A 16,816-nucleotide genomic window follows, 5' to 3' on the forward strand; every position below is an offset into this window, starting at 1 on the left:
ATGAGCGATGAGCAGCTGTCTGTCTTGGAGAAGAAAATAGAACGCTATGGTATGATCCTGGAAACCACCGGGGATATCCTGTTTGAGTACCATATCAATGAAGATCGAATGCTGTTTGATGAAGCAAAGCTGGAAAACGGGCAGTATGTCCATTACCCACTGGTGGTGGAGCGCTATATCGAGACCCTGCACCGGGGCAATCTGGTGCATCCCGATGATATGGAGGAAGCCATCCGCCTTGTCAGCGGCTTTATTACGCAGGACATCGTTATCCGCGTCACACGCCCGGACGAAAAGAGCGGGCGTTACTACTGGACCCTTGTCCGGGCCGCCGCAGTTAAAGACAGCGAGGGCAGGATCACGGAGACAGTGGGCATCATGCGGGACATCGATGAGCAGAAACGCAGGGAGGACCGTCTGATTGAGGAATCCCGGCGTGACAAGCTCACAGGGCTTTATGACAAAAAATGGACCCGCGAAAAAATTACAGAAGCCCTGGCCGCGGGCGCAGAGATGGACCAGGGAGCCATGATGCTGGTGGATATCGACGGCTTTCGTGCGGTCAACGACAATTTAGGCCATATTTTCGGCGACGCCGTTTTGGTAGAAACCGCCGAGAAACTCACTGCCCACGCGGCGCCCGGCGATGTCATCGGCCGTATCGGCGGGGACGAGTTTGTGGTCTACAGCCCAGATATGCCAGAAAACCAGATCGCCGAATGGGTGGCCCGTATCCGCCGCATATTTGACCATACCTTTGAGGGAAAAAGCCAGGCTTACCGCATCACGTGCAGCCTGGGAGTGGCCGTCTGTCCAAAAGACGGACAAACCTTTGAGGCCTTGTTCCAATGTGCCGATCAGGCCCTGAGCATGGCGAAAATGGAAGGGCGAGACCGCTGGTGCCGCTACGATAAAAAGATGAGCGGCATGTCCTACCTTAACGGCCACGCCACCAATATCGACGGCACTGTTTTCCAGAGAAAGGGCATATCAGCGGAAAACCGGGTGCTGATCAATATTTTTGAAATTTTGGCCGACTCTAAGGATATTACCTCCTCCATGACTCTGATACTGGGTATTATCGGCCGCTTTATCGGAGTGGAGCGCGTCTGCGTTTTTGAGGAAGATCAGGAAGGACAGGGGCTGGTGAACCGGTACAGCTGGTATTCCGGCACTGCCGTCTGCCCAAAAACAGAGCGGATTGGCCCAGAAGAGCACAGACAGTACAGCGCCCTGTTTGATGAAAAAGGTCTGTACACACTGTACACTGCCGATACGCTGCCAGCGCGGGAGCGAGCCATCCTCCGAAGAAAAGGGATTTTTTCCGGAATCTATAAAACCCTGGTGGAAAACGGCCGTTACCTGGGGTGTATTGGATTGTCCGGCAGCCAGAATAACCGCAGCTGGAGTGAGCGTGAAAAGGAATTTGTGTGCCTGGTGTCAAAAATTATCAGCGCAAATCTCTATAAAAACCATCTTCAGCGGGAGAACGCTTACGAAAGCCAGGTGGCCCGCGCCATTGTGGATTCCCAGAGCATTAAGAGCCACGTGGTCAATCCCGAAACCTATGAGCTTCTGTTTGTCAGCGCTTCGCTTAAAGCTGAGCGGCCAGGCGCGCGCGTGGGCAGTCTTTGCTACCAGGCCATCATGGGTCTGGACGCACCCTGCCCCTTCTGCCAGATAAAGGAGCTTTCCCGCGAAAAGCCAGATCTGAACTGGCAGCGCTACGTGAGTGGTTGGAACCGCTGGTTCAATTTCCAGTGCCACAGCCTGCAATGGCGGAGCACCGGCGATGCGGCGCTTGTCGCCATGGATGACATCTCCAATTTTGTGGATAATATCCTGTATGTGGATAAGCTCACAGGCATTTCCACCTTCAGCCGTTTTGAGCTGGACACCTCCGAAATCTTTGACCATGAGACGGGCAAAGAATACGCCATGGTCACCTTTGATATCGACGAGTTCCGCTATATCAACGAGCTTCACGGCTACAGCATGGGCAATCAGCTGCTGCGCTATATCTCAGGCGGCCTGGTGGGAGCCATGAGCGGCGCAGAGGTCTGTGCCCGTGTGACTGGGGACGTTTTTGTGGCCTTGATGGAGTGGACCGGCGAGGGACTTATGTTCAAACGGCTCAAGAAAATGGTCGAGGGCATCAACAAGCGTCTGGACTACGTGATTCCCGGTATCCGCCTCAATTTCCAGATCGGGGTGTACCATGCCAGACCAGGCGAGCGCGATATCGGGAAAATGATGGACAACGCCGACATTGCCAGAAAATCCATCAAGGGTGCCCGCAAAACCGGCATTGCCTTTTACAATAAATCCATGGGAGAAAAAATCCTGAAAACCCGCCAGATCGAGGCGCGGATGGAGAGAGCCCTTAAAGACAAGGAGTTCCTCGTTTACCTGCAGCCCAAAATCGATCTGGAAAGCGGCCGGGTGGTAGGCGCCGAGGCGCTGGCCCGCTGGGTGGACGACCGTGGCAATATCGTACTGCCCGGAGAATTTATCCCTGTGTTTGAGAGCAACGGTTTTATTGTAGAGCTGGACTTTTATGTGTATGAGGAAGTCTTTAAGGCCCACAGCTACCGCAAGGCCAGAGGACTCAAAAGCCTTCCCATCTCTATGAACATGTCCAGATTCCACCTGAAATCCGGCAATTACGTCGAACGCCTCAGGGCGCTGGCCGAAAATTACCAGGTCGATCCCAGCCTCATCGAGGTTGAGGTGACTGAGACCATCTTTATTGAAAACAGCGGCTATGTCAAACGGCTGGTGAGCGAGCTGAGAAGCGGCGGCTTCAAGGTTTCCATCGACGATTTTGGCTCAGGCTATTCCTCCCTGAACCTTTTGTCCGAGATCGATGTGGATGTGCTCAAGCTTGACCGTTCCCTCTGCCGGGAGGAAAACCTCTCCCCCAAGGAACGGGTTATCCTCAAGAATATTGCTGCTATGGCCAAGGAACTCGACCTCCAGGTGCTGGCCGAGGGCATCGAGACCACCGGACAGGCCGAATTCCTGAAAAGCATCCAGTGCGACAGCGCCCAGGGCTTTCTGTTTGCGAAACCCATGCCAATGGACGAGTTTTTCAGGAAGCTGGATGGGGAATGGTAGGGATGAGGATGTAGATAAAATAGGTTATCCAGAGATAAAGGGTTAAAAAGAGGACTGTTTAGTTGAAAGTTGAAGGTTGAAAGTGGAAAGTTCAGGTGCAAATGTGCCTTGCACATTTGATTAAATAAATCCTTTAAAACACATCCCGAAATCCCGAAAAGGCGCCGGCAATAACCGCCGGCGCCTTTTGGTGTGTTGGGCCCAGCTTTCCAGGCTTCTACGGTTCTTTAGAAATACCCGTAAATTGAGCAAATAAAGCTTGAGAAAGATCCGCCTTTAGCGGGGTGTAGCAAGCAGAGATATAAAATTGACAATTCAAGAGGTGCTTATGAATAAAATATGCTACAATTTAAAAAACAGATGTTGAGGAAAACAATGAGAAAATTCGAACTTCAAACAGCAGTCTCCACAGTACTGGCCATTATTGCCGGGGCAGTGCCGCTGATCATTGTGCCGCCCTTTGGCGATACCCTGTATATGCCAAAGCTGATGACCATTGAGGTACTGGTTTTTGGTCTGCTGCTTTTATATGTGCGGCCCATTACCGCATATTTTAGCGAGAAGCCTAAAATACCGCTGCCGGTAAAGCTGGTGCTGCTGTACCTGTTGTGCGTAACCGTCACGCTTCCCTTTTCGACGGATATCATGCTGTCGCTTAAGGGGCGATCCTTTCGGCTGGAGAGCTACTCCGCTATTTTGTTTTATGGTATTTTAATGATGCTGGGGGCTTTTTTCTATACCTTTAAGCGCTGGCATGTACGGTTATACGCCGTGGGCGTATCCTGTGTGGCTGTTTATGGCATCTTTCAGAAATTTGGGCTGGATTTTCAGCCACAGGACCCTTTAATGTACGGCGGCCCAGGCGCATCCTATGCTACCATCGGCAACCCTAATTTTCTGGGCTCATTTTTGACATTGGCGCTGCCAATTCTCTTATACGCCTTTATCAAAGGGCCAAGGGCTTACCTTCTGCCCTGCGGGCTGGTCTATTTCTGCCTGCTGTGCACCAATACCCGCGGCGCTTGGATTGGCAGCTTTCTGGGGTATGTGCTGCTGGGCATGTTTCTGCTGAGAGAAAAAGAAAACCGCTGCCGTTTCGCAGTGGCGAGCGGTGTGTTTGTGCTTTTAACCTTTATTTTCCTGTTTGTGAATACAGGTTTTGGCGCGCGGTTTCTCAGTGTTTTTACGGATTTGTCGAAGATCATCAAGGGAAACGACTGGGAAAAGGGCGGATCATACCGGCTTTTTATCTGGTCAAAAACCCTAGAGCTTATCAAGCTGCGTCCCCTGACTGGCTTTGGCATTGAGACCCTGGGCAAGGTGATGGGCCAGTATTTTGAGCGTGATATTGTAAGGGTGACCGGACACCACCTGGTCATCGACCGTGCCCATAACGAGTACCTGCACATTGCTGTGAGCAGCGGAATCCCTGCGGCTTTCATTTATCTGGCCTTTGAGGGGACGACGCTGTACCAGGGCTTTAAAAGCTGGCGGCAGTCTCCCATGCTTATACCGCTTGTCTGCAGCGTGGCCGCTTATATGGCCGCTTCCTGTTTCAACATCTCTGTGGTGACCGTGGCGCCTGTTTTCTGGATATTTTGCGGAATAATGGTGCGGTTGAGCAATAAAATCCATCAAATTTGAATATGATTTAAGGAAATAAAAAATTGAAAAAATTTTGAAAAAGATTGAGTGTTTTACTCAAATTGTGCTGTTTTTACCATTAGTTTAATGTTGGTGGTAAATGAAACAGCATTTATAATAACTTATAGCTATAAGAAAAGCGAAAAATGCAGATTTGTATGGTTTTAAAAGTGTACAAACCTGTATTAATGGTGAATGACATGAACCTTTTAGAATATTTAAAAGTAACTGGTTTTTATAGTTCTTGACAAATGTCCGAATCAGTTGTAGAATAGAATTGTTCAAAAGGCAAAGCGGCGCGAAAGCCCGTGGCGCAAAACTACAGGGTCTACGTCGGCAGCTCCAGGCCGATATGACAGCCAGCTGCCAAAACGGTGGATGGCCGAAAACCCCTGTTTGGTTTCCGGCTGTTTTTATTTTTTGAGCAGCCTTTAACAAAAAGGACATCTGGGGCAGGTAATGACAATGTTTATAACCGTCATGGCGCGGACGGTTAAAATAAAGGTTTATATTTAAAGGTAAACAAGAGAACATAAAAGGAGAGATGTAAATGATTCAGATGATTAACAAGCTGAAGAAAAACCGTAAAGGTTTTACTTTGGTAGAATTGATTGTAGTATTGGTTATTTTGGCGATTTTAGCGGCATTCACGATTCCGGCGATGTTGGGGTTTATTGAAGATGCAAAAGGTAAAGCTTATGTTTCACAAGCAAGAGAAGTATATTTGGCAGGACAGACTGTAGCTACAGAACAAACACTTGCGGATACTTTCGTGATTAAAAGCAGTGACACTAGTACAGCGGCTACTGCTGTAAAAGATAAATTAAACAGCGATATCCCCGCAAGTGCTACGTGGACTATTACAGTAGGTGATGGCTCGAGAATAGCAAAAGTAGAATATAAAGACGGTGGATTCACAGTTACGATTGATGAAACAGTATCCGGGGGCAATGCAGTAATTAAAAAAGATTAAAACGATAAATGTTTAGTAAAAAATAAAGATATACCTGTTGCTTTTTAAAAAAGTAAATAATCAAGGCCGAGCTTGCAGCGCCGCAGCCGGCCTTTTCTCCCATTTTCTCAGGCGCTTTTTTTATTGCCGAAAGAAAAAACTAAATATAGTGGACAGTTGATCGTTGATAGTGGATAGTTATGGAACAAATTTGTTCTGTAACGATCAACTGTCCATTATCAACGATCAACTGCTTTTCAGGATTTCGGGAGGGGTTTTTCAGTGGAAAATGAAGAATAAAGAATGGCACAGCAGGATTCCGATTTTCTGAACAGGGGGCAGGAAAATGAATTTTCTAAAGCAAAGATTAAAGAACAGCGCGCAGTCCCGTTCGGGCTTTACCCTGGTCGAACTGATTGTGGTACTGGTGATTCTGGCCATCTTAGCCGCCTTTACCATCCCTGCCATGCTGGGGTTTGTGGAGGACGCCAAAGGAAAAGCCGCCATTGTAGAAGCCAGAGAGGTTTATGTGGCAGCGCAAGCGGTAGCTCCGCCGAAGTCACAAAAATAAAATAACCCTCCAACCCGTATCCCGAAAACCCGAAAAGTTAATCAATGGAGAATGGAGAATTGAAAATGGAGAATTACAGGAACAATTTTGCTAAAGGCAAAACTGATTAGAATTAAATCCGCAATGCGGATTTGCACATTTAATTCTCAATTCTGCATTCTCAATTCTCCATTGAAAAAAGAGGTGCCCCCATGACCCTTCGCCGCAAACTTAAAATTCTCATCAAAAGCCCCTCTGGCTTCACCATGATGGAGCTCATCACCGTTATTGTGGTCATTGCCCTGCTGGCAGTGCTCATCATTCCGGGGTACCTCCATTTTATCGATGACGCCAAAAAGGACGCTGCTATTGCCGAGGCCAGAACCATCTACCTGGCGGCTCAGATACGGGCCACAGAGTTTAAATCCGCCGAAACAGCGGAAAACCCCTACCGCATACCAGACGCGAACGACCTTCGGGATCTGGTGGGGCCGGACAACATCTACGAAGGGGTTACAAAGCTGACCATTGTGGACGACAACCGGGACGGTACCATTGATAAAATTGAGATGATTAAAAATAACATCAATGTTATAATTGAACCAGGAAAGCGCGTTGTGGTTGACGGGAAGGAAGTTTCAGCCTACAAAGGAGAAACAGACGTCAAGTAGCGAATGATAATAGCAGTGGATAGTTGATAGTGAGTAGTTAAGGAACAAAATCACTCTGTGATTTTGAATTCAAATCAAATTTGCAAAGCAAATTTGTTCCGTAACTATCAACTATCCATTATCAACTATTCACTAAAAAGCCTGGAGGTTCATCTTTGGAAGATTCTTTAACCTTAATCTATTTTGTATTGTATGCCTTTGTCTTTATCTTTGGCTGTATGATTGGCAGCTTTTTGAATGTGGTGGTCTACCGGGTGCCCATTGGTATTTCCATTGCCAGGGGCCGGTCCTTTTGCCCAAACTGCGGCAAGCCCATTGCGTTTTATGATAATATCCCGCTGCTCAGCTATCTTTGGCTGCGGGGAAAATGCCGGAAATGCGGGGCGAAGATTGCGCCGCGGTATTTTTTCACGGAGTTGTGCGGCGGGCTGCTGGCCCTGCTCATGGCCTGGCACTACGATTTTGGCTTTCAGGCTGTGGTTGGGTTTGCGGTGGCGGCCATTTTATTGGCGGTTACCCTCATTGATTTCGATACCATGACCATTCCGAACGGTCTGGTCATCGCTTTGATCATTCCCGCGGCGGCAAGCTATTTTGTATTTCTGGAGCCCAGCCTTATTTCCCGGGTAATCGGTGTGTTTGTCATATCGGTCCCCATGCTGGTGTTATCCCTGGTTATCCCCGGCGGCTTTGGCGGCGGCGACGTCAAGCTGATGGCTGTGGCCGGGTTTCTCCTCGGCTGGCCCTGCACCCTGCTGGCCACCTTTATCGGCCTGGTGCTGGGCGGCATCGCCGGCGCCATCAAGCTTATCCGCAAGAGCGGGGAAAAGCACATGCCCTTTGGCCCATACCTTTCGGGGGGGATTTTGGTATCCATGCTGTGGGGAATGCAGATTATCTTTTGGTATTTGGATTTTTTTGGACTTTAATAGGTGGAAAGTTGAAGGTGGAAGGTTTTGGAACAAATTTTCAAAAGAAAATTTGATTGGATTGCGGCCTTTGGCCGCTAAAGATGCGGGAGGCCTGCATGGCGGATGAAAAAATAGTGGATCGGAGCTTTCAGTTTGCCGTTCGTATTATACGGTGTTATCAGTTTTTATCGTCAACGCATAAAGAATTTGTATTGTCAAAACAGCTTTTGCGAAGTGGTACAAGCATTGGCGCAAATGTTACAGAAGCGCAGCAGGCGCAGAGTAAGAAAGACTTTTTAGCCAAAATGAGCATTGCTTTGAAGGAAGCTTCTGAGACAAAATATTGGATTAAATTATTAATAGCAACAGGTTATTTAACTGAAGAAAAGAGTGAAGGTATCTATAAAGAGTGTGTTATCATTGAAAAAACACTCTCCAATATTGTTAAGACCACTAAGGAAAAAATATAAATCAAATTCGCAAAGCGAATTTGTTCCTGAACCTTCCACTTTCCACCTTCCACCTTCAACCTCAGGAAAAGGAGCGTAGCGAACTTTGCCAAAGTTTAAGTATAAAGCAAAAAACATGAACTCAAAAATAGTAAATGGAATGGCGGACGCCATTGACGAGAGCACGCTGCGTAAGGCTTTGCGGGAAAAGGATGAATTTCTGCTTGAGTGCCGTGAGGTGGATACGGAAAAGAAAGCCTACAAGATGAAGAACATGGAGCTTTCGGATTTCTCGAGGGAGATTGAGAACATGCTGGCCTCGGGGATTACAGTGATCCGGGCGCTTTCCATTATGATGGAGCGTAACATCAAGCCCAATGTGGCCAAGGTGTATAAGGCCCTTTACCGTGAAGTACAGCAGGGGATCACGCTGTCAGAGGCCATGGAAAACAGCCACGGCTCCTTTCCTCGGCTTATCATCAACATGTTTCGGGCGGGTGAGTCCAGCGGCCAGATGGCCGAGACGGCGCACAAGATGGCGCTGTATTATGAGAAGGAGCACCGCCTGCACACCAAGATCCGAAACGCCATGATCTACCCCATTGTGCTGTTAGTGGCTACAGTGGTGGTGGTGATTGGGCTGTTTACCTTTATCCTGCCCCAGTTTTTTGACTTGTTCGAGGGTATGGACGCCCAGCTGCCGGGGATCACGGTCATGGTCATTGGGATTTCCAATTTTATGACCACCAACTGGTACTGGCTGCTCCTGGGGGTGGCCATCGCCATTGGGGCCTTCAAGACACTTCTCGGGGTGCCGTCCTTCCGGCTGCGCTTCGATAAAATGAAGGTACATCTGCCCTGGGCGGGCAAGCTCATTAAGATTGTTTACACCGCGCGCTTTGCCAGGACGCTGAGCTCGCTGTATTCTAGCGGCCTGTCCATGATCAATGCCATGGACATCAGCGCCAGCATTGTGGGCAATAAGTATATCGAGGGACAGTTTGGCCCGGCCACCCAGATGGTGCGCAGCGGGAACACGCTGTCCGAGGCCATCGGCAGCATTGACGGCATGGATAAGAAGCTGGTTTCCACCATCTTTATCGGTGAGGAGACCGGGAATCTTGACACCATGCTGGATTCCATTGCGGATTCCTATGATTATGACTCCGAGATGGCCATACAGCGAATGGTTACGATCATCGAGCCAGTAATGATTATTATCATGGCTGTGATCGTGGGGACAGTGATGCTGTCCGTTATGGTACCGATTGTCACACTTTATCAGAGCATCGGTTAGGGGGATATAAGAGAGTATGCAGACAACCATCTATTTAGGCAGCGATGCCATTCAGATACTCCAGGGGGATGTGCGCAACGGCAAGCTGTCCATTTCAAAGCACCTGACCGTGGAGATGGGGCCAGGGGCCATGATCAACGGGGTCATTACCAACGAGGATATGCTCCTTGACGCCATCGACCAGGCCGATGAGGAAGGCGATATTGATTTCCACAATACCAATCTGGTCATCAATTCCAGCCTGATTGTGAATAAGAATGTGGCAGTGCCTAAAATGACGCCAAAGGAGCTCACCGAGCTGTCCCACCACGAGTTTGAGGACGCCACCAATTTTGAGAACCTGATCATTGACTACAGCGGTATCCGCGGAAAACAGGGCACGAACATGCTCTGCTGCGCCGTGGAGCGGGAGGTGCTGGAGAGCTATATCCGTCTTTTTGAGACAGCGGGCATTAAGCTCAGACGCATCGACACTGCTCTGAACGCCACCATCAATTATGTGGAGGCAACCAGCGAATACGACAGTCAGACCTTTGCCATTAACATACTGGACGGCAATAATCTCATGTACGCCCTTTTCGAAAATGGTGTGTATACTTTCTCCAGCCAGGCCAGAATCATGGCAGAGCGCGGCACCGAGGCCTTTACCATCGAGATGGCCTCTAAGCTGTCCTCACTGGTACAGTTTAACAAGAGCCAGAAATCCGAATATATTCTGGACAAGGCCTACTACGCTGGGCTGACCAGAGACGAGATTCGGCGGCTGCAGGCGTATGTGGACGATACGGAGGTATCGGTCTATGCGGTGGAGAATACCGGGAATATTCAGGAAAATTTCAGCATTGACGATGATTTTCTCCTGTCGGACTATTTTTATCCCGCGTCTCTCTTCTTTGAGAAAAAGAACGATGTCAACCTGCTGACCAGCTATAAGACAGCCCTCAAGCCCCAGCGGTCCTTTTCCATCAAGAACAAATGGGCCATTCCGCCTTTGGTGGTGGTGGCGGTCATGGTCATTGGCTTTACGTTTTTTACTATCATGAACTACAACGTGGACAAGGCGCTTAAAAAGGCCGATAAATATATCAACGACCCTGCCAACGTGTCGGAGTACACCGAGGCGCAGCAGCTTGACAGTGCCCTGAAGATCATCCAGAGCCAGACCAGTATCCTGGACACTAACCGCAAGGCCATGGAGACCTACCCGGTGATTAACAGCGATAAGGTCTACCAGGCTCTTAACCTGGGCAATAACATCACTGTGGGCGCTCTGAGCTATGACTGGACGAACGGCGGGCTGAGCATTACGGCCACTGCCCCCAACGAGTTTGCAGCGGCGGCCTATGTCAGCGAGCTGAACGGCACGGGTCTGTTCAGCAAAATCGAGTATGAGGGGTACAGCCTGAATGAGGGCAGCACCTCCACGGTGACCAACGGCTCCACCACGACCACGCTGCCAAATGGACAGACTGTGACCACACCCAAAACCGAAACCGTCACCACGCCAGACAGCTACGGCTTCTCTGTGGTGGCTTACCTGAAACCGGGGGTGACCCAGCAATGAAAAAGCCAGAATTTAAAAAGCCCAATATCAAGCTGAACATCAACTATGAGTTCACCAAGCGTGAAAAGGGACTGCTCTATATTTTAGGCATGGCCCTGCTCATTATGGCCGCTCTGTACCTGGTGTTTTTTCCGGGGATCAATAAATATCAGACCCTGTCCGAGAAGCGGAGCGAGGCCGAGTTTAAGCAGCAGGAAATGGAGATGGCCATTGCCAGCCTGCCTGCCAACCGCAAGATCAAGGAGGCCGCGGCGGCAGATCTCTCGGCCAAAAAAGAAGGCTATGAAAAGCGTATGACCAACGACGAGCTGGATAACCTCATCACCAACCTGGTGGTGGACGAGGGATTTAAGGCTCAGGATCTCGCCATTACCGCCAATAAGATCGATACAATCGACACCTTTAAGAATGAGGATACCGGAACGACCGAGTCCTCCGATACTACCACCGAGGCTCAGGCGATGAAGGATCTGGCCGAAATGGAGGGCAATACCACCGCCGACGAAAACAGCACGACCACCACCACCGAGCCCACCATCAAGGGTATCTATATCGGAACCGTCACCATGACCATCCAGGGAAACATCGGCCAGTTTGAAAACCTGTTAGACACCGTCAATGGCCGCTCCGATATGCAGATCACCGCCTTTGACGTGAGCCCAGGCACCAGCGGCTCAGGCAGCTCATCGGGCTCAGGGAGCGCCGATACCATCGCCAATTTGCGCTCCGGCGCCAACACGGTCAGTGTGACTTTTAACGTGTATATGGTCGATAAAGGCGCCGCTGCGGCCAATGTGGAAGAGTAAAAAAGATTAATTGAGAATTGAGAATGGATAATGGAGAATTATCGGAACAAATGCGTCCAGCGCATTTGATTTTAATACTCAATTTTACATTCTGTATTCTCTATTGATAAAACCTCCCGAAAACCCGAAAACTTACTGCGCCAGGTAGTTTTCGGGATTTCGGGAGGGGATTTTGGGATTGTTTTTGTTTTTTGATCAGAGAACGGAAGGGATTTAGTGGATAGTTGACAGTGGATAGTGGATAGTTTTGGAACAAAATGCCTTTGGCATTTTGATTTTAATCAAATTTTCCACAGGAAAATTTGTACTTCAACTGTCAACTACCAACTACCAACTATCAACTGCTTTCCCGTTTTGTGATCAGGAAATGAAAAAGTCCGGGGCGGTAACGAAACGTTACGTCCTGGGAAGCGATGAGACGACGGCCGGTAAAATTTACCGGTCCAGCACCACTGGCAACACAGCCAAAGCCCGGAAAGGAGCGCGGATGGATGAAGAAACAATGGAAGCTCGACAATAAAGGCATGACCCTGCTGGAAGTGATCGTGGCCTTCGCGATTTTTGCGATCGCGGCTACGATTTTGATTACCGGGTTTAATGGGGCGCTGAAGGTTATGGGGAATAGTGAGGCGATCAAGGATGCGAGTCAGAAGAATGCAAGTGGATTGGATGTTTCCGGTACGACCTTTGAGCAGATGGAAGGATTAAAGGATATAACCAGTGTCACTAAGGATGAAAATACAGTATTGACATTTGATGGCTATAAAATTTCAGGAACTTTGATTACGGCAACGACGGCAAAAGCAAATGATAAAATCGATATGTCGTTAAAGATGTTTGAGCCAGATACGGAGGCTCTTGTGACACCAACTGTGCCAACGCCAGAACCGACGACACCAACGCCGCCACCAATTAATCCTGATGATTGGATACATTTAAATGGTGAGAGCGGAGGCAAGTTGGGAGAGGCTGGTAGCGGTGATGATAAACCGTTCTATTCCTATATAGATGGAAAAACGAATCCTGGAAACCATGGTTTGAAAATAAAAAATAATACAAAAGGGGATGTATATATTTATGTCAAAGCAAACTCTACTTTGAGTTTGAATAAACAAGAAGAACCAGCGTATCCACCAAATATATTTATTATTTTAGAAAATAATACTTCAAAGGTAGAGTTAGGAAAGTTTGATAAAAACTATAGCTTCTTTGTGTTGGGTCGGAATAAAAATTCATTGGGGGAAATCACTATTGAAAAGAAAGAACCAGTGAATTTAAAAGGGAATATTACCAATGTCAGATATAACACAAATGAAGTAATAATTAGTGAGAAGATAGATCAGCCAGAAATTCCTAAGTATGTTTGGGATAGCATCGGAAAGCTATAGAAATGGGACATTAAACGAAAGAGTAGTATTGCTATGAAACATAAAATAAATAATCAAGGTTATAATCAAGGTTCGGCCCTTGTTTGGGTTTTGGTAATCTGCCTAATCTTTGGCATCCTCGGCATGGCAATCGGTTGGGTGGCCTTATCTATGAACAATCGTAGTATTAAAAATAACAATTTTAATCAAGCATACTTTACAGCACGGTCTGGTGTTGATGCTGTTTATTCTCAGTTGAATGGATATCCAAAAGACAGCGATGAAAAAGGATCTTTATACGGATATTTAAATGCTAATTTGGTGAATGGAAAGAAGAGCATTGAATTTAAAAACATATTTTCAGAGGTTCCTGCGATGAAAACCTGTAACGTGACAGGAACCATGAGCAAAGGAATGGCCAAGCTAACAGCAAAAGCTGGAAATGAAGTAACATATAAAGATGATAAGGGAAATGATAAAACAAAGCTAGAAGATAGCGAAACGGTAACGTTATGGGCATACCGGAAAATTGGAAATAATGGAACAAATTGGCCATCAAAGGCTTGGGCAAGTGATATGCCTGAAAAGAAAAAAGGCAAATATTATATTTTAGGAAAAAATGATAGTTTAAAGTATCCTGATATTGATGTTGCTGTTTATCAAGTAAAAAAAGGGCAAGATTTAAAAGGAACTATACAAGTTGCAAAGGATGAAAATACCGAGAAAAAAGCAATTTTTATTTATATAGAAGATGGCGCAAAATTAGCAATAGAAGATTTAAGCTATACTAATGAGAACGCTGCTGATAAGTGGTTTGAACATCCTGAGGGTTATATCTTTCTGCCAGCTATGGAGGCAAATACAGAACGTACCAGCAAAAACTCGGTTAATTGGGAAAACTGGAATTATTATTATGGCCCCGATATTTTCATCTACATAGAAGGTGGAGGAGAAATAGAATTTGAAAAGGCATTAAGCAGTCCAGATACTACTAATAAACCTGAAACAGCACCTTATCCTTTTTATGTTTACGCTGCAAGTGCTGCTTCCAACGAAGGAAATACAAAAGCTGCTATTGTAAAAAATAGCAGTGGGAAAGATGTAGAAGTCTATTATATTAATAATGAAAATTATATTCCTAAAAGTATCATATATAGCAAAGATGGAAGCAGTTCTGAACCTTCAAGATTGCCACTAAGTGGTTATAAACAGATGGGAAAACCTTCCGAAAATGGCTTGATGGTTGATCAATGGGATATTTATAAATACGAAAGGGATGGAAGTTAATGTCTTTTTATCGCTTTTTTAAAAAATTGCAGAGTGATAGCAATGGATTTACTTTGGTGGAGATTATTGTCACTCTTGCCATCTTTTCGATTGTCTTAGTAGTGGCTAGTAATTATCTGCTTTTTGGTAACAGGATGTTTACAGAAACGGAAGTAAAAAATACCGAAAAGTCAATTGGAGATAATACTTTTAAATATATGAAACGTAAAATTGTATATGCCACAAAATTGGAGATAATCAACAAAAATTTAAATCCGCAGCCAACACCAAAATACAATCAAAAAATGTATATTGGGACAGGAGATGATAATGGGGATTTAATGTTAGCTAAGAAAGAGGATACCGATAAAAATTATCAGGAAACAAATTTGTTTGGGCAAGATTATTATGGCTTATATATTGTATCATATAATGTAAAAGTACTGGATGATATGCGATTAAGCCTAACTATAACCGTTAAACATTCAGGCGAAAACGATATTCTTTATTCTGTAAGTGAAGTTATTAAAAATATAAATTTAGCTAATAATAGTAGCAAAATAATACAGACTGGTTCTAATAACCAAATTGCAGAGGATGGATTTGTGGACCCTATTATTTCTTTTGATACAGAGACAAAGTTATCAACAGTTTATTCGCCAATTGAATTAAGGGAACAAATGCTCTATACATATGATATGTTTAAAAAAAATAAACTTGATGAATTTCCTGAAAATTATAGAAAAATTTATCCAACGAGTAATTCGAAAGGAAATGATAATGTAAGAGGATATGTTGGTCAGTATTATTATCATGGTGAACCATATATAATCAATCCGACTCATGAGCAAAGCACACAATCTTTTCCTGATTTTGAAGGATTTCCAAAAGAGGTTATAGAAAAAACAGATAGAAAAATAGAAGAATATTCAAAAAAAATGGGAGTATCTTATAGGACATTAGAAGATTTTTTATCAATTAAAGGGTTGAAGATGCAAGCTTTTATTTGTCTTGGCGGAGCAGGGCCTAATGATGGATCATGTTACGTATATGTTTCAGAAAAGTATGGTTGGCAAAATGTAAGTCTTGTTCATAATTTTGAGACAGATACATGGTATTATGGTTTTAGAGCAAAAGGTAGCCAATTGGGAATAGCAAATAAACCATGGAGAACAGTGACAACAGAAGAAAAGGAATATGAAGGAGTTTGGAATTTTATTGAAGAACATGAAATTTCTACAATGGTGGAAGTACCAAATGGAGAAGCTTGGATAAGGATAGAAGAATAACTAAAGGAGGACGATAATGTTGAGGAAAAAGTGTAGTAATGGATTTACAATGATTGAATTAATTGTTGTTCTGACAATCATTGGCATTCTTGCAGCCTTAACGATTCCTTCTCTTTTGGGTTTTATTGAAGATTCATATACAAAAGACTGCCGAAGTAAAATATCGGATGTTGAGCGGTTGTATGTAGATGCGGTTATTGATAAAGGGATAGAAGAACCTCAAAAATACGAGAGCTTTACAATTGTCGATAATATAATGAAAAATTACGGTGCAGTTAACAGCGATGGAAGTGACATTATAACTGGTGATGAAGATGAAACAGGTACTGAAAAAATAAAGTATTATAAAGGAATTTGTCCTAGAGGGGGCGAATATATAATATATTTTAAAAAGGGAGCCCATGAAGGGGAAACTAAAATTTCTGTTGCTTGCACATACAAGGACCATTCTCAAAGTGAAAAAAATGTATCTTTAATTGGAATTCACACTTTGTCACAGGCTTTAGAAGATAAGACAAATAAAATATATACATATTTTAAAGACAGAGGGCCAACATCACATATTGATTCAACAGGGACTGTTTATGCTCCCGAGGTTCAAAAAATGTTGGCGGAAATCGGCATTGATATTACAGAAACATCTAGCTGGAGAATATACAAACTAGGCGATAAAGCTGACAACAATGGAGAATGGGGATTCAATATTTTTTGGACTGAAACAAAAATTGATGATTTACCAGAAAAAACAGAATTTCAAGTTTTAAAATATAATACAGGAACAAAAAAATACTATTATGGAACAGCGCAAGTAAGAACGGATATAATGCCTGGCACTAATCCACCAGTACAAATGAATGTAATTAACGTTTCTAATACTAAATGGACGGAAGTAAGTTATTGAATAAATACTATGTTATCTATTGAGGGGGGAAT

Annotated in this window: 15 protein-coding genes and 1 riboswitch; all 15 genes read left to right on the forward strand. The window is 45.3% G+C overall.

The features are described 5' to 3' along the window. Positions 1-3,117: an EAL domain-containing protein gene (locus DW091_RS01090; RefSeq protein ID WP_118517188.1), complete on the forward strand. Its 3,117-nt coding sequence runs from the start codon at positions 1-3 to the stop codon at positions 3,115-3,117. 375 nt (positions 3,118-3,492) lie between these two features. After that, the gene (locus DW091_RS01095; protein ID WP_158577797.1) at positions 3,493-4,761 is read left to right on the forward strand and encodes an O-antigen ligase family protein; all 1,269 of its coding nucleotides are present in this window, start codon (positions 3,493-3,495) and stop codon (positions 4,759-4,761) included. A 277-nt stretch (positions 4,762-5,038) separates the two neighbouring features. Next, positions 5,039-5,132: riboswitch (cyclic di-GMP riboswitch) on the forward strand. Positions 5,133-5,311: 179 nt separating this feature from the next. Beyond that, entirely contained in the window at positions 5,312-5,734 is a 423-nt protein-coding gene (locus DW091_RS01100) for a prepilin-type N-terminal cleavage/methylation domain-containing protein (protein ID WP_118517190.1), read from the forward strand. Between the two features lie 325 nt (positions 5,735-6,059). Next, positions 6,060-6,284: a type II secretion system protein gene (locus DW091_RS01105; protein WP_118517191.1), complete on the forward strand. Its 225-nt coding sequence runs from the start codon at positions 6,060-6,062 to the stop codon at positions 6,282-6,284. Between the two features lie 191 nt (positions 6,285-6,475). Then, a complete protein-coding gene (locus tag DW091_RS01110; protein WP_118517192.1) occupies positions 6,476-6,934 on the forward strand; it encodes a type II secretion system protein in 459 nt (152 codons plus the stop codon). 155 nt (positions 6,935-7,089) lie between these two features. Next, a complete protein-coding gene (locus DW091_RS01115; protein ID WP_118517193.1) occupies positions 7,090-7,863 on the forward strand; it encodes an A24 family peptidase in 774 nt (257 codons plus the stop codon). Between the two features lie 98 nt (positions 7,864-7,961). Then, a complete protein-coding gene (locus tag DW091_RS01120) occupies positions 7,962-8,315 on the forward strand; it encodes a four helix bundle protein (RefSeq protein ID WP_118517194.1) in 354 nt (117 codons plus the stop codon). 115 nt (positions 8,316-8,430) lie between these two features. Continuing rightward, positions 8,431-9,591 (forward strand): type II secretion system F family protein, encoded by a 1,161-nt coding sequence (locus DW091_RS01125; protein ID WP_224168720.1) that lies wholly within the window; start codon positions 8,431-8,433, stop codon positions 9,589-9,591. A 16-nt stretch (positions 9,592-9,607) separates the two neighbouring features. After that, positions 9,608-11,155: a pilus assembly protein PilM gene (locus DW091_RS01130; RefSeq protein WP_118517196.1), complete on the forward strand. Its 1,548-nt coding sequence runs from the start codon at positions 9,608-9,610 to the stop codon at positions 11,153-11,155. Further along, entirely contained in the window at positions 11,152-11,961 is an 810-nt protein-coding gene (locus tag DW091_RS01135) for a hypothetical protein (protein ID WP_118517197.1), read from the forward strand. The genes DW091_RS01130 and DW091_RS01135 overlap by 4 nt, the downstream gene beginning before the upstream one ends. Before the next feature lie 367 nt (positions 11,962-12,328). Further along, the gene (locus tag DW091_RS20395; RefSeq protein WP_207665233.1) at positions 12,329-12,481 is read left to right on the forward strand and encodes a hypothetical protein; all 153 of its coding nucleotides are present in this window, start codon (positions 12,329-12,331) and stop codon (positions 12,479-12,481) included. Beyond that, a complete protein-coding gene (locus DW091_RS01140; RefSeq protein WP_158577799.1) occupies positions 12,453-13,349 on the forward strand; it encodes a prepilin-type N-terminal cleavage/methylation domain-containing protein in 897 nt (298 codons plus the stop codon). Before DW091_RS20395 ends, DW091_RS01140 begins: the two co-directional genes overlap by 29 nt. 33 nt (positions 13,350-13,382) lie before the next feature. Next, complete coding sequence (locus DW091_RS01145) at positions 13,383-14,615, forward strand: hypothetical protein (protein WP_118517199.1); 1,233 nt, start codon at positions 13,383-13,385, stop codon at positions 14,613-14,615. Then, positions 14,615-15,883, forward strand: coding sequence for a prepilin-type N-terminal cleavage/methylation domain-containing protein (locus DW091_RS01150; RefSeq protein WP_118517200.1), 1,269 nt, complete (start codon positions 14,615-14,617; stop codon positions 15,881-15,883). The genes DW091_RS01145 and DW091_RS01150 overlap by 1 nt, the downstream gene beginning before the upstream one ends. Before the next feature lie 16 nt (positions 15,884-15,899). Further along, positions 15,900-16,784 (forward strand): type II secretion system protein, encoded by an 885-nt coding sequence (locus DW091_RS01155; RefSeq protein WP_118517201.1) that lies wholly within the window; start codon positions 15,900-15,902, stop codon positions 16,782-16,784. Positions 16,785-16,816 lie beyond the last annotated feature (32 nt).

The sequence above is a fragment of the Eubacterium sp. AM05-23 genome (assembly GCF_003477535.1).
In the GTDB taxonomy this organism is placed as follows: Bacteria; Bacillota; Clostridia; order Eubacteriales; family Eubacteriaceae; genus Eubacterium; species Eubacterium maltosivorans.